Annotated in this window: 16 protein-coding genes and 1 pseudogene; 2 read left to right on the top strand and 15 right to left on the bottom strand. The window is 65.3% G+C overall.

Features of this window, described 5'->3' with window-relative positions:
- Positions 1-56 precede the first annotated feature (56 nt).
- From KSS93_RS26870 to KSS93_RS04610, 13 genes and pseudogenes are all read right to left on the bottom strand, one after another.
- On the bottom strand, positions 57-761 hold the full coding sequence (locus KSS93_RS26870) for a methyl-accepting chemotaxis protein (RefSeq protein ID WP_437182119.1): 705 nt from the start codon (positions 759-761) through the stop codon (positions 57-59).
- Between the two features lie 201 nt (positions 762-962).
- Positions 963-1,175: pseudogene (locus tag KSS93_RS26865) on the bottom strand (methyl-accepting chemotaxis protein); the annotation flags it as partial.
- A gap of 1,069 nt (positions 1,176-2,244) precedes the next feature.
- On the bottom strand, positions 2,245-3,537 hold the full coding sequence (locus tag KSS93_RS04660) for an adenylosuccinate synthase (protein WP_028688256.1): 1,293 nt from the start codon (positions 3,535-3,537) through the stop codon (positions 2,245-2,247).
- Between the two features lie 56 nt (positions 3,538-3,593).
- Entirely contained in the window at positions 3,594-4,781 is a 1,188-nt protein-coding gene (locus tag KSS93_RS04655) for an ATP phosphoribosyltransferase regulatory subunit (RefSeq protein ID WP_217887349.1), read from the bottom strand.
- Positions 4,782-5,074: 293 nt separating this feature from the next.
- Complete coding sequence (gene hflC, locus KSS93_RS04650; RefSeq protein ID WP_217887348.1) at positions 5,075-5,944, bottom strand: protease modulator HflC; 870 nt, start codon at positions 5,942-5,944, stop codon at positions 5,075-5,077.
- A complete protein-coding gene (gene hflK / locus KSS93_RS04645; protein WP_217887347.1) occupies positions 5,944-7,143 on the bottom strand; it encodes an FtsH protease activity modulator HflK in 1,200 nt (399 codons plus the stop codon). Before hflK ends, hflC begins: the two co-directional genes overlap by 1 nt.
- Positions 7,144-7,239: 96 nt before the next feature.
- A complete protein-coding gene (gene hflX / locus KSS93_RS04640) occupies positions 7,240-8,541 on the bottom strand; it encodes a ribosome rescue GTPase HflX (protein WP_217840563.1) in 1,302 nt (433 codons plus the stop codon).
- A gap of 18 nt (positions 8,542-8,559) precedes the next feature.
- A complete protein-coding gene (hfq, locus tag KSS93_RS04635; protein ID WP_023629894.1) occupies positions 8,560-8,820 on the bottom strand; it encodes an RNA chaperone Hfq in 261 nt (86 codons plus the stop codon).
- Positions 8,821-8,913: 93 nt separating this feature from the next.
- The gene (gene miaA / locus KSS93_RS04630) at positions 8,914-9,885 is read right to left on the bottom strand and encodes a tRNA (adenosine(37)-N6)-dimethylallyltransferase MiaA (RefSeq protein WP_217887346.1); all 972 of its coding nucleotides are present in this window, start codon (positions 9,883-9,885) and stop codon (positions 8,914-8,916) included.
- A gap of 1 nt (position 9,886) precedes the next feature.
- Positions 9,887-11,791: a DNA mismatch repair endonuclease MutL gene (mutL, locus tag KSS93_RS04625; protein ID WP_217887345.1), complete on the bottom strand. Its 1,905-nt coding sequence runs from the start codon at positions 11,789-11,791 to the stop codon at positions 9,887-9,889.
- Positions 11,788-13,218, bottom strand: coding sequence for an N-acetylmuramoyl-L-alanine amidase (locus KSS93_RS04620; protein ID WP_217887344.1), 1,431 nt, complete (start codon positions 13,216-13,218; stop codon positions 11,788-11,790). The genes mutL and KSS93_RS04620 overlap by 4 nt, the downstream gene beginning before the upstream one ends.
- 27 nt (positions 13,219-13,245) lie before the next feature.
- Entirely contained in the window at positions 13,246-13,695 is a 450-nt protein-coding gene (gene tsaE, locus KSS93_RS04615; RefSeq protein WP_369992299.1) for a tRNA (adenosine(37)-N6)-threonylcarbamoyltransferase complex ATPase subunit type 1 TsaE, read from the bottom strand.
- Positions 13,692-14,546, bottom strand: a complete 855-nt coding sequence (locus tag KSS93_RS04610) for an NAD(P)H-hydrate dehydratase (protein WP_217887343.1) — start codon at positions 14,544-14,546, stop codon at positions 13,692-13,694. The genes tsaE and KSS93_RS04610 overlap by 4 nt, the downstream gene beginning before the upstream one ends.
- Positions 14,547-14,611: 65 nt before the next feature.
- On the opposite strand from KSS93_RS04610, the gene queG reads away from it, so the two are divergent.
- Positions 14,612-15,676 carry a tRNA epoxyqueuosine(34) reductase QueG gene (gene queG, locus KSS93_RS04605; RefSeq protein WP_217888680.1) on the top strand — a complete coding sequence of 355 codons (1,065 nt, stop codon included), beginning with the start codon at positions 14,612-14,614 and terminating at the stop codon, positions 15,674-15,676.
- A 112-nt stretch (positions 15,677-15,788) separates the two neighbouring features.
- On the opposite strand, the gene KSS93_RS04600 is transcribed toward queG, so the two are convergent.
- Positions 15,789-16,400: a trimeric intracellular cation channel family protein gene (locus tag KSS93_RS04600; RefSeq protein WP_217887342.1), complete on the bottom strand. Its 612-nt coding sequence runs from the start codon at positions 16,398-16,400 to the stop codon at positions 15,789-15,791.
- Positions 16,401-16,492: 92 nt separating this feature from the next.
- Positions 16,493-17,035: an oligoribonuclease gene (gene orn / locus KSS93_RS04595; protein ID WP_217840569.1), complete on the bottom strand. Its 543-nt coding sequence runs from the start codon at positions 17,033-17,035 to the stop codon at positions 16,493-16,495.
- Between the two features lie 105 nt (positions 17,036-17,140).
- On the opposite strand from orn, the gene rsgA reads away from it, so the two are divergent.
- Positions 17,141-18,172 (top strand): small ribosomal subunit biogenesis GTPase RsgA, encoded by a 1,032-nt coding sequence (gene rsgA / locus KSS93_RS04590; RefSeq protein ID WP_217887341.1) that lies wholly within the window; start codon positions 17,141-17,143, stop codon positions 18,170-18,172.
- Positions 18,173-18,287 lie beyond the last annotated feature (115 nt).

Here is an 18,287-nt window from a genome sequence, read left to right as displayed (position 1 = left end):
GCGCAGCCCATCGCGATACAAGGCCGCTTCCCACAGAGACTACCTGAGCCTGCGTATCAGGCCCTGAACTGGCCCAGGCTTGCCCGCAACTGTGCCGCCAAGTCATCCAGCACCTTGCTGCTAGCCGTAGTCTGCGCCACCACTTGCGCCGAACGCTCGGCCTGGGCGTGGATGTTCTCCACCCTCCCCCGCACGGCCTGGGCGCCACTGGCCTGCTGCTCAGCCGCGCGGGTGGCCAGGCCAATGGCCGAATGCACCTGCTCCACAGCAGCCTGCACCGACTGCTGGCGTCGCTCGTTGTCACGCAGCACCAGCAAACCTTCGCTGGCCTGGCGCCCGGCCTGACTGATGGTTGCCACAGCCTCCTTGGCGCCCTGCTGCAAGGCGGTGATGTGCGACTGGATATCCCCGGTCGAGCTCTGCGTCTTGCTCGCCAGCGCCCGCACTTCGTCCGCCACCACGGCAAAGCCCCGCCCGGTCTCGCCGGCCCGTGCCGCCTCGATGGCGGCGTTGAGCGCCAGCAGGTTGGTCTGCTCGGCGATGCCATGAATCACCGTCAGCACCACCTCGATCTGCTCGCTCTGCTTGGCCAGCCGCTCGATCACCTGGGAGCCGGTTTCCACCTCGCCGGCCAGGTTCTCGATCAGCCGCGCCAGTTGCGTGGTGGCCTGGCTGTTCTCGTCGGTCGCCTGGCGGATGTCCACCACCTGCTGCAATGCCGCCTGCATGGCGTGGCTTTCGGCCTGGGCTTCATCCGCCATGCTCGACAGGTCGCGCAGGCTGGCGGCCACCTCGTCGCGCTGCAAGGCAGCGGCGGCATCGGCACCGGCATTGCGCTGGGCCATGGAACCGATCTCCACGCCAGTGCGCTGGGCCACCTCGCCGGCCTCGCGGACAATGGGCTGCAGCTTGTCGACGAAACGGTTCACCGCCGAGGCCATGTCGCCGATTTCATCACGGCTGTCGAGCTTGACCCGCTTGGTCAGGTCGCCCTCCCCGGCCGCCAGGTCGTCCAGCGCGGTGATCAGCAGGCGCAGCTTGCTCAGCACCCGGCGCCCCAGCACCACAGCCACCACCAGCAGTACACCCAGGCCCACCAGCACCAGGCCCAGGCCAATGCGCCAGCGCAGCTCGCCGGCAGCATCACGCACGGTTTGCGCGGTGTTGGCCTGCATTGCCGTGGCGCTGTTCTGCGCGGTTTCCAGGCGCGCGCGCAGGGCCTTGCCGCTGTCGGCGGCGGCGGCCACCAGGCTGTCACCCACCAGTTGCTCGCCACTGGCGATCAGCGCCGCGAAGCGTTGGTCGAGGGCCTTGAGCTGCTGGTCGACACTGGCAGTGGACACGCCCATCAGCACCTTGCCGATCACCTCGCCATTGGGGCTGATCGGCGCTTCGACGAAGTACACCGACGGGTCCTTGCGGGCGGCATCGAGCACCTTGTCCAGGGCCCGCTCACCCTGCCCCTTGGCCAACAGCGCCTCGTTGATCGGGTTCTGCCGGTTGAGGTAGCGGGTCAGGTGCTGGCCCTGGGCGTCGTCGTAGATCACGAACAACACGTTGGGGTTGCGCTGGGCGCGGCGGGCGAAGTCCGAGAGCATCGGCACGTCGTTATCCCAGATTGCCCGGGGCGCCACCGAGGCCAACAGCTCGGCCATGTCGTTGGCCGAGTCCTTGAGGGTCTGCTCCAAGGTGGTGCGCAATTGTTGCTGCTCGTCATGCAGGCGCGCGGACAAACCGGCACTGAGGCGCTGGCGGGTGCTGGCCGAAAGGCTGTCGAGCCCGGAGCGCACATCCTGCCCGGCCTGCTCCAGCTCTGCGGCCAGTTGCCGGCTGTCGTTGCCCAGGCGCTGGCCCAGGTCGGCCTCCAGCGCCGTGACCGTGCTCCGGGTCAGGGCAACGGCGACCAGCACCTGCACCAGAAGAGCGATACCAAGCGCAACAAACACAGGCCGCAACAGGCGGCTTCGTAACAGTGAAAGGATGGCTGACACGTCATAACCCTCGTGTTTCTGGCGCCATTACTTTGATGGCATCTACAGAAACTTCTTACAGCAAGGGTTATGCCTGAAACAGCAGGCATATGTGCCAATAGCTAGCAAGGGGTTGCTTGGACGGGCGCTATCGCCGGCAAGCCGGCTACAAGGGCTGGGTATGCGCGGGGAATGGCATGCACCCGCGGCAGCACAAATGAAAACGCCGTGGCCCCTTTCAGGGCCACGGCGTCAGGTCAGCACGAAACGCCGATCAGGCGAACGGGTGACGCAGCACGATGGTCTCGTTGCGGTCCGGGCCGGTCGAAATGATATCGATCGGTGCGCCAACCAGCTCTTCGATGCGCTTGATGTAGTTGCGCGCGGCCTGGGGCAGCTCTTCCAGGGTTTTCACGCCCAGGGTCGACTCGCTCCAGCCTGGCATCTCTTCGTACACCGGCTCCAGGCCGATGTAGCTGTCGGCATCGGAAGGTGCGTCGATAACAGCGCCGTTCTCGTTCTTGTAGCCCACGCAGATGTTGATGGTTTCCAGGCCGTCCAGCACGTCCAGCTTGGTCAGGCAGATGCCCGAGATGCTGTTGACGTCGATGGCGCGGCGCAGGATGACGGCATCGAACCAGCCGCAACGGCGGGCACGGCCGGTGGTCGAACCGAACTCGTGGCCACGCTTGGCCAGGGTTGCACCGGTTTCATCGAACAGTTCGGTCGGGAACGGGCCGGAACCAACGCGGGTGGTGTAGGCCTTGGTGATACCCAGGATGTAGTCCAGGTACATCGGGCCAACGCCGGAACCGGTGGAGATGCCGCCGGCGGTGGTGTTGGAGCTGGTGACGTACGGGTAGGTGCCGTGGTCGATGTCCAGCAGCGAGCCCTGAGCGCCTTCGAACATGATGTCCTTGCCGGCGCGGCGCAGGTTGTGCAGCTCGGCGGTGACGTCGAGCATCATCGGCTTGAGCTGCTCGGCGTAGGCCATGCACTCGTCCAGGGTCTGCTGGAAGTCGATGGCGGGCTCTTTGTAGTAATTGACCAGCTGGAAGTTGTGGTAATCCAGCAGCTCACCGAGCTTGGCGGCGAAACGCTCGCGGTGGAACAGGTCGCCCACGCGCAGGCCGCGGCGCGCGACCTTGTCTTCGTAGGCCGGGCCGATGCCGCGGCCGGTGGTGCCGATCTTGGCTTCGCCACGGGCTTTTTCACGAGCTTGGTCGAGGGCCACGTGGTAGGACAGGATCAGCGGGGCAGCCGGGCTGATGCGCAGGCGCTCGCGCACCGGTACGCCCTTCTCTTCCAGCTTGGTGATTTCGCGCATCAGCGCATCCGGGGCAACGACCACGCCGTTGCCGATCAGGCATTGCACGCCTTCACGCAGGATGCCGGATGGAATCAGGTGCAGAACGGTCTTCTCACCGTTGATCACCAGGGTGTGGCCCGCGTTGTGACCACCTTGGTAGCGCACGACGGCGGCAGCATGTTCGGTCAGCAGATCGACGATCTTGCCTTTGCCCTCATCACCCCACTGGGTGCCCAGGACGACGACATTCTTACCCATTACATTGGTCCTCATTCACGCAAACTTGGTTGCCGGCCTGTTGCCGACGCAGAAACTCACTGGGCCAGCGGCAGAACCTGCCAGCGCCCGTCTTGCTGAATCAATTGACGATCACAATCCGCCTCGAAGGCAGCACTCAACGGCTGGCCAGGCAGGGCCTGGACCACACGCTGGCCTTCGTTGCGCAACTGGCAGACTTGCTGCCAGAGGGCCGCATCGCTGCTGTCGGGCATCCAGATGCCGCCGGCAGGCAATACGACCTCCGCTCGCCCCAGTGTGACCAGGGTCTTCAAATCCGTGGAAAAACCAGTGGCCGGGCGCGCCCGGCCAAAGTCGGCGCCGATGTCGTCGTAGCGCCCGCCCTGGGCGATCGACGAACCGACCCCCGGGACGAACACGGCGAACACCACGCCGGTGTGATAGTGGTAGCCGCGCAGCTCGCCCAGGTCGAAGTACAGCGGCAGGTCCGGGTAGCGCGCGGCCAGGCGGTCGGCGATCGCCAGCAGGTCGTCCAGCGCTGCCAGCACGCTGGCCGGGGCACGGCCCAGGCGCACGCGGGCTTCGGCCAGCACTTCGCGGCCACCGCACAACTCGCACAGGGCGCGCAGCATGTTGCCCAGGTCTTTCGGCAGGTCGGCGGTCAGCGCCTGCACTTCATCGACGGCCTTGCGCTGCAGGGCGTCGAACAGCTGCTGCTCGACTGCACCGGACAGGCCTGCGGCGCGGGCCAGGCCGCGGTAGATACCGACATGGCCGAGGTCCATGTGCACATCCGCAACATCCGTCAGTTGCAGCGTGGTCAGCATCAGGCTGATGACTTCGACATCGCTGGTGGGGCTGGCGTCGCCGTACAGCTCGGCGCCCAGCTGGATCGGGCTGCGCGAGGTGGACAGGGCGCGCGGCTGGGCATGCAGCACGCTGCCGGCGTAGCACAGGCGGCTTGGGCCTTCACGGCGCAGGGTGTGGGCGTCGATGCGCGCTACCTGCGGGGTGAAGTCGGCACGAAAGCCCATCAAACGGCCAGACTGCGGGTCGACCACCTTGAAGGTGCGCTGGTCCAGGTCCTGGCCGGCGCCGGTAAGCAGCGACTCCAGGTACTCGATATGCGGGGTAACGACCAGTTCGTAACCCCAACTCTGGAACAGGTCCAACACCTGGCGGCGCGCGATCTCGATGCGCGCTGCCTCAGGTGGCAGTACTTCCTCGATGCCATCTGGCAGCAGCCAGCGGTCTACCGTTGCCATTACGCCATATCCCCTCTGGTCCGGGCGGCTTGCCAGCAGGCGAGCCGTCAGAAAAGCCGGTATCGCGCACAGCAGCGGGCAGCACTGATCCCAGCGCAGCCACCGTACCCGATACCCTCGAATTGCCTTGCGACTTGACCAAACCGTCAACTGGCGGTTTGCCAATCAACCTTTCAGACGCAAAAAAGCCGGGAAATTTCCCGGCTGCCGCATCATACACCCCTTTTCATTCAGGATGCACCCCGCCTGGTGTTTTAGCTGCCAGGCGGGGTGCGCCCTTCATGAGGGCAGCATCAGGGCTTGCTCTTGTCCAGGTAACGGAAGAACTCGTTCTTCGGGTCCAGGACCAGTACGTCGCTCTTGCTGGAGAAGCTTTCGCGGTAGGCCTGCAGGCTACGGTAGAACGCATAGAAGTCGGCGTCCTGGGTGTAGGCCTTGGCGTAAATGGCAGCCGCCTGGGCGTCGCCATCACCGCGGGTTTCTTCCGCCTCGCGATAAGCCTCTGCCAGCAGTACACGGCGCTGACGGTCGGCATCGGCACGAATACCTTCGGCCAGCTCGTTACCCTTGGCACGGTGCTCACGGGCTTCACGCTCACGCTCGGTGCTCATGCGGTCGAACACGCTGCGGTTGACTTCCTTCGGCAGGTCGATGGCCTTGACGCGAACGTCGATAACCTCGATACCCAGCTCCTTGCTCGCCATGCGATTGAGCGAGGCGGTGATGTCGGCCATCAGCGCGTCGCGCTCGCCCGATACCACTTCATGCAGGGTACGTTTACCGAACTGGTCACGCAGGCCGCTTTCCAGGCGACGCGACAGACGCTCGTCGGCGATCTGCTTCATGCCGGAGGTGGCGGTGTAGAAACGCTCGGCGTCCTTCACCCGCCACTTGGCGTAGGCATCGACCATCACGGCCTTTTTCTCCAGCGTAAGGAAGCGCTGGGTCGGGGCATCGAGGGTCATCAGGCGGGCGTCGAACTTGCGCACCTGGTTCACGTACGGAACCTTCACATGCAGGCCAGGCTGGACATCGGCCTTGACCACGCGACCGAACTGCAGCAAAACCGCACGTTCGGTTTGCGAAACGATGTAGAAGCAGTTCCAGGCGACGATCGCCAGCACCACGGCGCCGATCAGGGCGAACAGCGATTTATTGCTCATCAGCGGCTCTCCCTGGAACGCAGCGGCGGTTGTTGCTGTTGCAGGTCCTGGGCGGCACGCGCGGCGGCGTCATTGACCGACGGCGATACGCTGCTGGCCGGGGCTGCAGGGTTGTTGCGGCTGCTTTCGACCATCTTGTCCAGCGGCAGGTAGAGCAGGTTGTTCTGCCCGTCCTTGGTGGCCACCATGACTTTGCTGGAGTTGCTGTAAACCTCCTGCATGGTCTCGAGGTACAGACGCTGACGGGTCACGTCCGGCGCCTTGCGATACTCGCCGTACAGCTTGGTGAAGCGGTCAGCCTCACCCTTGGCGCGGGCGATGACTTCGTCGCGGTAGCCGTTGGCGTCCTCGATGATGCGCTGCGCCTGACCACGGGCCTCCGGCACCACGCCGTTGGCGTAGGACTCGGCCTGGTTGCGGGCGCGCTGCTCGTCTTCACGGGCACGGATCACGTCGTCGAAGGCTTCCTGCACTTCGCGCGGGGCTGCCGCGCTCTGTACGTTCACCTGGGTGACGGTGATACCGGTGCGGTAGGTGTCGAGGAAGCGCTGCAGGCGTTCGCGGATATCCACAGCCATCTGCTCACGGCCTTCGGTCAGCACCTGGTCCATGGACGTAGAGCCCACCACGTGGCGCAGGGCGCTGTCGGTGGCATGCTGCAGGCTGACTTCCGGCTGGTCGACGTTGAGCACGAAGTCCTGCAGGTTGCTGATGCGGTACTGCACGGTCAGCGGCACCTCGACGATGTTCTCGTCTTCGGTGAGCATCTGGCCCTGCTTGGTGTAGGCCCGCTCGCGGGTCACGTTTTCCATGTACTTGCGGTCGATCGGCGGGAAATAGATATTCAGGCCGGGACCAACGGTTTCGTAGTACTTGCCGAAGCGCAGCACCACGGCCTGCTCCTGCTCGTCCACCACGTACACGGCGTTGTACAGCCAGATAGCCGCCAGCACAGCCAGGCCGATGCCCAGCAGGCCATAGCCGCCGCCCTTGCCGATATTGCGGTCACCGCCGCCGCCACGTTTTTTGCCACTGCCGAACATGCCGTTCAGGCTGTCCTGCAGCTTGCGGAAGGCCTCGTCCAGATCCGGTGGGCCTTTTTTGTCGCCACCGCCACCGCCGCCACTGCCGCCGCCACCGCGACGACCGCCCCAGGGGTCCTGATTGTTCGAGTTGCCACCCGGCTCATTCCAAGCCATAGCGCTCTCCATCTGATAAAGCAAAGACGCGCCCACGGCGCGCCGTCCAATGCTACAGAATGCCTGTCACGGCTGCCCGGCGACCTCGACGAGCATTTATTGCAAAGTGTGTTGCTCGACAAACACTTGCGGCTCCATGCCTTCACGGCTGACCAGGCGATTCAACTCGGTCCTGGGCAGTCGCACACTCAACAGGCTGCGCCCTTCTTCATCATGCTCTTCACTCTGCACGGCACCCAGGGCAAAGAATTGCGCGCGCAAGCGGGCAAAACGCTGCTCCAGACACAGGGTACCGACAAACAGATCATCCCCCAGCAACTCGGCAACCGCCTGGCCAACCAGCTCCAGGCCTCGCCCGTCACGGGCCGAAACCCAGACCCGCTGCGGCTTGCCGTCGGCATCGCGCTGAATCTGCGGCTCGACACCTTCGAGCAGGTCGAGTTTGTTATAGACCTCGAGGATCGGCAAGCCTTCGGCACCGATCTCGCCCAGTACCGCCAGCACCTGCTCGATCTGTTCCATGCGCTCAGGCTCATGGGCGTCGATCACGTGCAGCAGCAGGTCGGAGTTGCTCGATTCCTCGAGCGTAGCCCTAAATGCCTCGACCAGCTTGTGCGGCAGATGGCGAATGAACCCCACCGTGTCGGCCAGCACGATCGGCCCCAGGTCGGCCAACTCCAGCCGGCGCAGCGTGGGGTCAAGGGTGGCGAACAGCTGGTCGGCGGCGTATACGTCCGATTGCGTGAGGGCGTTGAACAGAGTCGACTTGCCGGCGTTGGTGTACCCCACCAGCGACACCGACGGAATGTCCGCGCGCTTGCGCCCGCGGCGAGCCTGCTCGCGCTGGCTGCGCACTTTCTCCAGGCGGCCCTTGATCTGGCGCAGGCGTACCCGCAGCAGACGGCGGTCGGTTTCCAGCTGGGTTTCACCCGGGCCGCGCAGGCCGATACCGCCCTTTTGCCGCTCGAGGTGGGTCCAGCCGCGTACCAGCCGCGTGCTCATGTGCTCGAGCTGAGCCAGTTCGACCTGCAGCTTGCCTTCGTGAGTACGCGCCCGCTGGGCGAAGATATCGAGGATCAGCCCGGTACGGTCCAGCACGCGACACTCGAAGACGCGCTCGAGGTTGCGTTCCTGGCTGGGCGTGAGGGTGTGATTGAAAATCACAAGGTCGGCTTCGGCAGATTTGACCAGGTCGCGTAATTCCTCGACCTTGCCGCTGCCGATCAGAAACTTGGCGGTGGGCTGATGCCGCGCCACTGTTACCAGCGAAACGATATCGGCTCCGGCCGACAGCGCCAGCTCCTGAAACTCCTGCGGGTCTTCGCGCGCCTCAGGGTTCTGACCTTCCAAGTGAACGAGCAGCGCTCGCTCACCACCACCGTGGCGCTCAAAGAACAATGCAGGCTCCTACTTTTATCAAGCGTTGCCTGGCTCGCTGTCGCCGTGCTCACCGTCGGTCGGGCTTGGCAGACGAACAGGGCGGGCAGGTACGACGGTCGAGATCGCGTGCTTGTAGACCATCTGGCTGACGGTGTTCTTCAGCAGTACGACGAACTGGTCGAACGATTCGATCTGGCCCTGCAGCTTGATCCCGTTGACCAGATAGATCGAAACCGGGACTTTTTCTTTTCTCAAGGTGTTCAAGTAAGGGTCTTGTAGCGAATGCCCTTTTGACATATGCCGCACTCCTGTAAGGATCAATAGTAAAAAAACAATAAATTCGGTAATTCATGCCGCCCTTCGCAAGAATAGACGGCAATAAGCAGGGACTCAGCTCAATATGGAGACGGCCCCCAGGTATTTCAAGGTGCGGGACAGATTGTCGCAGGCCAGGCTGTCAAGCCAGTGCACGTCGGACCAACTGCGCAACCAGGTGAACTGGCGCTTGGCAAGTTGACGCGTGGCAATGATACCTCGTTCTTGCATCTCATTCTCATTTAATGCGCCGTCGAGGTAGTCCCAGACCTGCCGATACCCCACTGCCCGTATAGACGGCAGCCCCACGTGCAAGTCACTTCTGGCTCGCAGCGATCGGACCTCGTCGACGAAGCCCTGTTCCAGCATCTGCGAAAATCGTAGCGCAATTCGCTGATGCAAAATGTGACGATCCGTAGGCGCGATGGCCAGGCTGGCGACAGTATAGGGCAAATGCCCGCCCGCGCCTGCGTCTGCGCCGCTACTTTGCGCCAATTGACGCTGGCGGTGGGCGGTCATGCTCTGGCCGCTGACGCGGAACACCTCGAGCGCGCGAATCAACCGCTGCGGGTCATTCGGATGGATGCGCGCCGCCGACTCAGGGTCCACCTCGGCCAGTTGCCGATGCAGCTCGGCCAGGCCCAGGGCGCTGGCCTCGGCCTCGAGCGCCGCGCGCACCTCGGCGTCGGCCGGCGGCATGTCGGCCAGGCCATCGATCAACGCCTTGTAATAGAGCATGGTGCCGCCGACCAGCAGCGGGACCTTGCCGCGCGCGGTGATCTCGGCCATGGCCGCCAGGGCATCGGTGCAGAACTGCTTGGCCGAATAGCTCTCGGCCGGGTCGAGAATGTCGACCAGTCGGTGCGGGTACTGCGCAAGAATCTCTTGCGACGGCTTGGCAGTGCCGATGTCCATGCCGCGGTAGACCAGCGCCGAATCGACGCTGATCAGCTCGCAGGGCAAGACCTTGGTCAGCTCGATGGCAAGGTCGGTCTTGCCGGCCGCGGTCGGGCCCATGAGGAATATCGCCGGGGGTTTGCCGCTCATTTCATCGCCCCCGCAGGAACAACTTGTCGAGGTCGTCCAGACCCATCTGGGTCCAGGTCGGGCGGCCGTGGTTGCACTGGCCGCTGCGCTCGGTGTTTTCCATGTCGCGCAGCAGCGCGTTCATCTCGGGGATGGCCAGGCGCCGGTTGGCGCGCACTGCTCCGTGGCAGGCCATGGTGCCCAGCAGCTCGTTCAGGTGCGCCTGGATACGGTCGCTGGTGCCGTACTCCATCAAGTCGGCCAGCACGTCCATCACCAGGCGGTTGGCCTCGGCCTGCTTGAGCAGTGCCGGGATCTGCCTAATCGCCAGGGTTTCGGGGCCCAGGCGCTGCAGCTCGAAGCCCAGGCGCTGGAACCACTGGGCGTGCTCCTCGGCGCAGTCGGCCTCGCGCTGGCTCAGGGCCAGCGACTCGGGCACCAGCAGCGGCTGGCCGCTCAGGCCTTCGCTGGCCATCGCCACTTTCAAGCGCTCGTACATGATCCGCTCATGGGCGGCGTGCATGTCCACCAGCACCAGGCCAATGGCGTTCTCGGCGAGGATATAGATGCCCTTGAGCTGAGCCAGGGCGTAGCCCAGCGGCGGGATGTCGCCCTGGCTTTCCGGCAGCGCGCCCGATGATGCTGCCTGGGCGTTGTCCAGTGGGGCGTAGAACTCGCGGTACACCGCTTGCGCTTCGCCGACATTCACCGGCTGCGCCGGGCGCGGGGTGTACTGGTACTGATAACCGGCGCCCGCGCCGTTGTTGCTGAACGCCGGGCGCTGCTCGCCCTGGGGTTGCTCGAGCACGGGCGAGGCCAGGCGCATCTCGCCTTGCGGGCCGAACTCACCAGCCTGCTGGCCGGTGGGGCGGAGCATCTCGGTGGTCGCCGCCGGCGCGGCCAACTGGTCTTCCGGGCGCACATCGGCCAATGCCCGGTGCAACGTGCCATACAGGAAGTCGTGGACTGTACGCCCCTCACGGAAACGCACTTCGTGCTTGGTCGGGTGCACGTTGACGTCCACCCCGGTCGGGTCGCACTCCAGAAACAGCACAAAGGTCGGGTGGCGGCCGTTGAACAGCACGTCGCGATAGGCCTGGCGCACCGCGTGGGCCACCAGCTTGTCGCGCACGGCGCGGCCATTGACGAAGAAGTACTGCAAATCGGCCTGGCTGCGCGAGAAGGTCGGCAAGCCGACCCAACCCCACAGGCGCAGGCCGTTGCGCTCTACATCGATGGGCAGCGCCTGCTCGAGAAAGCCCGGCCCGCAAATGGTGCCGACCCGGCGCGCGCGGGCCATATCGTCGGCGGCCTCGTGCAGGCTGAAGACAGTCTTGCCGTTATGGCGCAGGTGAAAGCCCACGTCGAAACGCGCCAGCGCCAGGCGCCGGATGACCTCCTGCAGGTGGTCGAATTCGGTCTTCTCGGCCTTGAGGAACTTGCGCCGGGCCGGGGTGTTGAAGAACAGGTCGCGCACCTCCACCGAGGTGCCGACCGGGTGCGCGGCGGGCTGCACCCGCGGCAGCATGTCGCGACCTTCGGTTTCCACCTGCCAGGCTTCGCTGGCATCCTGGGTGCGCGAGGTCAGGGTGAGCCGCGCCACCGAGCTGATCGACGCCAGAGCTTCACCACGAAAGCCAAGGCTCAGTACGCCTTCGAGGTCTTCCAGCTCGCGAATCTTGCTGGTGGCGTGGCGGGCCAGGGCCAGCGGCAGATCATCCGGGGCGATGCCGCTGCCGTTGTCACGTACCCGCAGCAGCTTCACGCCGCCCTGTTCCACCTCGACCTCGATGCGCCGGGCGCCGGAGTCCAGGCTGTTTTCCAGCAGCTCCTTGGCCACCGAGGCCGGGCGCTCGACCACCTCGCCGGCAGCGATCTGGTTGGCCAGCCGCGGGCTGAGCAGCTGGATGCGCGAACCACCACTCATTGCTGGGACGCCAGGGTGGTGGCCGGAATGTCCAGATGCTGGCCGATCTTCAGCTCATCGGTTTTCAGGCTGTTGGTGCTGCGCAGGCTGGCAACGCTGACCTGGTAGCGCACGGCGATCATCGCCAGGGTTTCGCCCGAGCGCACGGTGTGGTCACGCGGGCCCTGGGCGATCTTGCCGCTGTCGCGCAGCCAGGCGATGTAGGTGCCAGGCGGCGGGTTCTGCTGGAAGAACTGCCGCACGCCGGTGTGGATGGAGCGCGCCAGGGCCTGCTGGTGGCTGGCGGTGGCCAGCTTGGCGGCCTCGTTGGCGTTGGAGATGAACCCGGTTTCCACCAGAATCGACGGGATATCCGGGGACTTTAGCACCATGAAGCCGGCCTGCTCGACACGCTGCTTGTGCAGCGGCGTGACCCGGCCCATGTTGCCCAGCACCTTTTGCCCCACGTTCAGGCTGGAGCTGAGTGTGGCGGTCATCGACAGGTCGAGCAGTACACCGGCCAGCATGCGGTCCTTGTCGTCGAGGCTGACGTTGCCGGCACCACCGATCAGGTCGGAGCGGTTTTCCGTGTCGGCTAGCCAGCGCGCGGTCTCGGAGGTTGCTCCACGGTCAGACAGTGCAAACACCGAGGCGCCGAAGGCGGCCTTGGACGGCGCGGCGTCGGCGTGGATCGAAACGAACAGGTCTGCGCCCTTCTTGCGGGCGATCTCGGTGCGCTTGCGCAGCGGGATGAAATAGTCGCCGGTACGGGTCAGTTCGGCGCGGTAGCCCTTCTCGCTGTTGATCTGGCGCTGCAGCTCCTTGGCGATCTGCAGCACGATGTCTTTTTCGTGCTGGCCACGCGAGCCGGAGGCGCCCGGGTCTTCACCGCCGTGGCCGGCATCGATGGCCACCACGATGTCACGCTTGCCGGAAGGGGCTGGCGGCAGCTTGATCGCCGGTTGCGCCGGGCTTACCGGCACTGCCGGGGTGGTGGCCGGCGCTTGCGGAGCCGGTGGCGGGGTCGGGCTGCTGGCGGCGATGGCGTCGGCTTCCTGGTCGTACAGGTCGACCACCAGGCGGTTGCCGTACTGGGCGTTGGGCGCCAGGGTGAAGCTTTTGGGCGTCACCGACTTTTTAAGGTCGACCACCACGCGCAGGTCGGTGGGGGTGCGCTGGGCCGAACGCACGCTGGTGATCGGCGTGTTCGAGGTGGCCACGTTCAACGGCCCGCCGAGCGTGGCACCGTTGATGTCGATGACCAGCCGATCAGGTGCGGTCAGGGTGAAGACGCTGTGCTGCACCGGCCCGGACAGGTCGAATACCAGCCGCGTGTTGTCCGGCGCGCGCCACAGGCGCACGCTCTTGACTTGAGTGACGGCCAGAGCGTCAACGGTCACCGCTGTCAGCAGCAGCCCAACCACAGCGACCAGTGCGCGTATGCGCATACCTTTCCCCACTTACTGTATGAATTCTTAACCCAGTTTTTTGCACCAGGCCTCGCCGCGCGCGCTCTGTGGCGCAAGGCACAGCGAACGCCCGCCCGCTTGCGGGCTTATGGTAATGGTCAGGTCGGGCTTTGGCAAAACGCCCGCACCTTTCTGAGGCCATTCGAACAGGCACAGGGCGTCATCCTCGAAATAATCGCGGATGCCCATGAACTCGAGTTCTTCCGGGTCGGCCAGGCGGTACAGGTCGAAGTGGTAGGCGCGAATGGCGCCGATCTCGTAGGGTTCGACCAGCGTGAAGGTCGGGCTCTTCACCGCCCCTTCATGGCCCAGGCCGCGGATCAGCCCGCGCGACAGGGTGGTCTTGCCGGCGCCCAGGTCGCCCTCCAGAAAAATCACGCCATGGCCGCCGGTCACCTCGGCGAGCTTGGCGCCAAAGGCGACGGTGGCCGGTTCGTCGGCCAGAAACAGGTTCAACACGGGCAATGCTCCTCCAACAACTCTCTTATGACCGGTACCAGATCACTGGCCGCCAGCCCTCTTCCGCCCCGCCCCAGGCGCTCGCCGGCGCGGGCATGCAACCACACCGCCAGGCACGCCGCAGGCCAGGCCTCCAGGCCCTGGGCCAGCAGCGCCGCGACAACGCCGGTGAGCACATCGCCCAAGCCGGCACCAGCCATGGCCGGGTGGCCGCGCTCGCACAGCGCCAGGCGCCCGGCAGGGTCGGCCACCAGCGTGCCGGCGCCCTTGAGCACACAAACGCTGGCATAGCGGCGCGCCAACTTGCGCGCAGCCCCCGGGCGGTCGGCCTGCACTGCCTCGGTGGAGATGCCCAGCAAGCGCGCCGCTTCGCCCGGGTGCGGGGTAAGCACACTGCCACTGGGCAGCGCCAGCGGCGCCCCGGCCAGCAGGTTGAGCGCATCGGCGTCCCACACCTGCGGCAGGCGCGCGTGGGTTACCGCCGACAGCAGGCTGCGCCCCCAGGCGGCCTGGCCCAGGCCCGGCCCCACCACCAGCACCGAGGCCCGCGGCAGCACACCCATCAGCTGGTTGGCCGAATGCACCCCCAGCCACATGGTTTCGGGCAACCGCGCCAGCCCCGCCGCCACGTGCTCAGGGCGCGTCGCCACGCTGACCAATCCTGCACCGCAGCGCAACGCCGCCTCGGCGCTGAGCAGCACCGCGCCGCCGGTGCCCAGGTCGCCGCCGATCACCAGCACATGGCCGAAGTCGGCCTTGTGTGCGTCGAGCGGGCGTGGCGCCAGGCCTGCCAGGGTTTGGCGGTCGAGTATCTGCGGGCTGCTGTTGGGGTGTTTGGTCTGAGGCATGGGGTCAAAGGCTCCGATGTCTGGCAGAATTATACGCACCTAGTCCTGTAATGCTTGCCCCTTCCATGCCCGCCAACACTCCAGACATCGCCGCACTGGCCCAATCCATCAAGGACTGGGGCCAGGAACTCGGTTTTGCCCACGTCGGCATCGCCGGGGTCGACCTTGGCGAACACGAACAACACCTGCAGCGTTGGCTGGCCGCCGGTTACAACGGCGAAATGGAATACATGGGCGAGCACGGCAGCAAGCGCTCGCACCCCGACCAGTTGATCCCCGGCACCATCCGGGTGATTTCGCTGCGCATGGACTATCTGCCCGGCGACACCGAAATGGCCAAACGCCTGGCCGAACCGGAAAAAGCCTATATCGCCCGCTATGCCCTGGGCCGCGACTACCACAAGCTGGTGCGCAAGCGCGTGCAGCACTTCGCCGACCGTATTCAGGAGGCCATCGGCCCGTTCGGCTACCGCGCCTTCGTCGACAGCGCCCCGGTGCTGGAAAAGGCCCTGGCGCAAGAGGCAGGCCTTGGCTGGATCGGCAAGAACACCCTGCTGCTCAACCGCAAGGCCGGCAGCTATTTCTTCCTCGCCGAGCTGTTCGTCGACCTGCCACTACCCATCGACGGCATCCAGGGCAGCGACCACTGTGGCCGCTGCCAGGCCTGCCTGGACATCTGCCCGACCCAGGCCTTCGTCGGCCCCTACCAGCTCGATGCGCGGCGCTGCATCTCGTACCTGACCATCGAGCTGCGCCATGCCATCCCGGTTGAGCTGCGCCCGCTGATCGGCAACCGCGTGTTCGGCTGTGACGACTGCCAGCTGGTATGCCCGTGGAACCGCTTCGCCAAGACCACCAACGAAGACGACTTCATGCCCCGGCGCGGGCTGGACAACATCGAGCTGGCCGAACTGTTCCTGTGGGATGAGAAGCGCTTCCTCGCCCGCACCGAAGGCTCGCCGCTGCGGCGCGCCGGTTACGAGCGGTTTTCACGCAACCTGGCGGTGGGGCTGGGCAACGCGCCCACCACCATACCGGTGCTGGAGGCGCTCAAAGCCCGCAGGGACGACCCGTCGGAGCTGGTCCGCGAGCATGTGGAGTGGGCACTGGAGCGGCACGGCGCCCTGTAGGCGCCGGCTTGCCGGCGATGAGGCCGGAGCAGGCACTACATCAGGATGGCCTGCCACCCGCTACGCAGGTGATCGCGGGCGAGCCCGCGCTTACAGAGAGGCTCGCTGCAGATTATTGCTGGTCGTTGTAGTGAAACTTGGGCATTTCCCAGTGGAAACGAATCGCCAGCAAGCGCACCAGAAACCCGCCGAACAGGGTCAACAACATGGCCTGCTCCGCCGGGACCTTGAAGTACACGCAGCCCAGGTAGAACCACGCTGCGGCAAACGAAACGCTGGCATACAACTCACGGCGAAACACCAGCGGGATGTCGTTGCAGAAGATATCCCGCAGGATGCCGCCAAACACCCCGGTGATCACCCCGCTGATCGACGCCACCAGCATGCCCTGGCCCATTTCCAGCGCGGTCATGCAGCCAATCAGGGTGAACGCCACCAGCCCCAGAGCATCGAGCACCAGAAACAGCGAGCGCAGGTGGCGCATCAGCGGGGCGATGAAGATGGTCAGCAAGGCGGCGAAACTGGTCAGCACCAGGTATTCGGGGTGCTTCACCCAGGTCAGCGGATAGTGCCCAAGCAGCACGTCGCGTACCGAGCCGCCACCCAGTGCGGTAACGCAGGCGATCAGCACCACGCCGAACCAGTCCATGCCCCGGCGGCCGGCAGACAGCGCCCCGGTCATGGCTTCGGCGGTGATGGCGATGAGGTAGAGCATCAGCAACATGGTGCAGGTCCGTGCGGGAAAGGCGCGCAGTCTACCCAGTAGCGCGGGGCACCAAAAGAGGGCGCGCCGACGATCGCCGGCGCACGGCAGGGTCAGAACTTGATGAAATGCTCGCGATAGTGACGCAGCTCGGCGATCGACTCGCGAATGTCGTCAAGCGCCAGGTGAGTGCTGCCCTTCTTGAAACTGTCACGTACATCCGGCGCCCAGCGCGCAGCCAGCTCTTTCAAGGTCGACACATCGAGGTTGCGGTAGTGGAAGTAGTTCTCCAGCCCGCGCATGTGGCGGTACAGAAAACGCCGGTCCTGGCAGATGCTGTTGCCGCAGATCGGCGACTTGCCCTTGGGCACCCACTGCTCGAGGAAGGCGATGGTCTGCGCCTCGGCCTCGGCCATGCTCACCTTGCTTTCGCGCACGCGCTGGGTCAGGCCCGAGCCGCCGTGGGTGCGGGTGTTCCACTCGTCCATGCGCGCCAGCACTTCGTCGCTGTGGTGGATGGCGATCACCGGGCCTTCGGCCAGGGTGTTCAGCTCGCTGTCGGTGACGATGGTGGCCATCTCGATGATGACATCGCTGTCCGGATCCAGGCCGGTCATTTCCAGATCGATCCAGATCAGGTTCTGTGGGTTCTGCATGGGTGTGCTCCTCAAGTAGCCGGTCATATTAGCCTAGCGCGGCGGCCGATGGGCGCAGCGTGCTAAACTGCGGCCCGTTTTCATTCCCTCCTGCACGGAACCTTCATGGCCAAACGCCAGCTCAACCGCCGCCAGAACTGGCGCATCGAAAAGATCCAGGGTGAACGCGCCGCCCGCGCCGCCAAACGCGAGCAGCACGCGCTGCAGGAGCTGGAAGGCGGCGACCTGGGGCCGGAGCAGCTGGGCCTGGTGATCGCCCACTTTGGCGTGCAGGTGGAGGTCGAGGCCCAGGACGGCGAAGCCGCAGGCCAGGTGTTCCGCTGCCACCTGCGGGCCAACCTGCCGGCACTGGTGACCGGTGACCGGGTCGTGTGGCGCGCCGGCAACCAGGGCATCGGCGTGATCGTCGCGCAGATGCCGCGCAGCACCGAGCTGTGCCGGCCGAACAACCATGGCCAGCTCAAGCCGGTGGCGGCCAACGTCGATCTGATCGTCATCGTTTTCGCCCCGGCGCCCGAGCCGCACCCCAACCTGATCGACCGCTACCTGGTGGCCGCCGAGCACGCCGGCATACGCCCGCTGCTGCTGCTGAACAAGGCCGACCTGATCAACGATGAAAACGGCCCGACCCTGCACGCCATGCTCGAGGTGTACCGCGCCCTGGGCTACCCGCTGCTGGAGGTGTCCGCGCACCAGGGCGACGGCATGCAGCGCCTGCAGCAGACGCTGGATGGCCACATCAGTGTGTTCGTCGGCCAGTCGGGCGTGGGCAAGTCGTCGCTGGTCAACAGCCTGTTGCCGGATGCCGGCACGCGCGTGGGCGACTTGTCTGAATGGTCCGGCCAGGGCACCCACACCACCACCACCGCACGCCTGTACCACTTCCCCAACGGCGGCGACCTGATCGACTCGCCGGGCATCCGCGAGTTCGGCCTGGGCCATGTCAGCCGCGCTGACGTCGAGGACGGTTTCATCGAGTTCCGCGAGCTGATCGGCCACTGCCGCTTCCGCGACTGCAAGCACGACCGCGAACCGGGCTGCGCACTGCTCAAGGCGCTGGACGAGGGGCGTGTGTCGCAACAGCGAATGAACAGCTACCGCTCGATCATCGCCAGCCTGCCGGAAGACACTTACTGAGGTCGCTGCGTAGGGCAAATTACATTCGCCTGTAGGACCCTTCTGATTTTTGCGTCAGGTGTTGTTGAAGGACCTGTCCTTCATGGATTGTCCAGGCTACGGGCCGCATGCATTG

It is taken from the genome of Pseudomonas xanthosomatis, assembly GCF_019139835.1.
GTDB lineage: Bacteria > Pseudomonadota > Gammaproteobacteria > Pseudomonadales > Pseudomonadaceae > Aquipseudomonas > Aquipseudomonas fakonensis.
This window is presented reverse-complemented; position numbering and strand designations above follow the sequence as displayed.

Excerpts from the sequence above, each read along its gene's own strand:
- KSS93_RS26870 (WP_437182119.1), bottom strand. The coding sequence starts at position 761 with ATGGCGGATGAAGCCCAGGCCGAAAGCCACGCCATGCAGGCGGCATTG.
- KSS93_RS04660 (WP_028688256.1), bottom strand. The coding sequence starts at position 3,537 with ATGGGTAAGAATGTCGTCGTCCTGGGCACCCAGTGGGGTGATGAGGGC.
- KSS93_RS04655 (WP_217887349.1), bottom strand. The coding sequence starts at position 4,781 with ATGGCAACGGTAGACCGCTGGCTGCTGCCAGATGGCATCGAGGAAGTA.
- hflC (WP_217887348.1), bottom strand. The coding sequence starts at position 5,944 with ATGAGCAATAAATCGCTGTTCGCCCTGATCGGCGCCGTGGTGCTGGCG.
- hflK (WP_217887347.1), bottom strand. The coding sequence starts at position 7,143 with ATGGCTTGGAATGAGCCGGGTGGCAACTCGAACAATCAGGACCCCTGG.
- hfq (WP_023629894.1), bottom strand. The coding sequence starts at position 8,820 with ATGTCAAAAGGGCATTCGCTACAAGACCCTTACTTGAACACCTTGAGA.
- miaA (WP_217887346.1), bottom strand. The coding sequence starts at position 9,885 with ATGAGCGGCAAACCCCCGGCGATATTCCTCATGGGCCCGACCGCGGCC.
- mutL (WP_217887345.1), bottom strand. The coding sequence starts at position 11,791 with ATGAGTGGTGGTTCGCGCATCCAGCTGCTCAGCCCGCGGCTGGCCAAC.
- KSS93_RS04620 (WP_217887344.1), bottom strand. The coding sequence starts at position 13,218 with ATGCGCATACGCGCACTGGTCGCTGTGGTTGGGCTGCTGCTGACAGCG.
- KSS93_RS04610 (WP_217887343.1), bottom strand. The coding sequence starts at position 14,546 with ATGCCTCAGACCAAACACCCCAACAGCAGCCCGCAGATACTCGACCGC.
- queG (WP_217888680.1), top strand. The coding sequence starts at position 14,612 with ATGCCCGCCAACACTCCAGACATCGCCGCACTGGCCCAATCCATCAAG.
- KSS93_RS04600 (WP_217887342.1), bottom strand. The coding sequence starts at position 16,400 with ATGTTGCTGATGCTCTACCTCATCGCCATCACCGCCGAAGCCATGACC.
- orn (WP_217840569.1), bottom strand. The coding sequence starts at position 17,035 with ATGCAGAACCCACAGAACCTGATCTGGATCGATCTGGAAATGACCGGC.
- rsgA (WP_217887341.1), top strand. The coding sequence starts at position 17,141 with ATGGCCAAACGCCAGCTCAACCGCCGCCAGAACTGGCGCATCGAAAAG.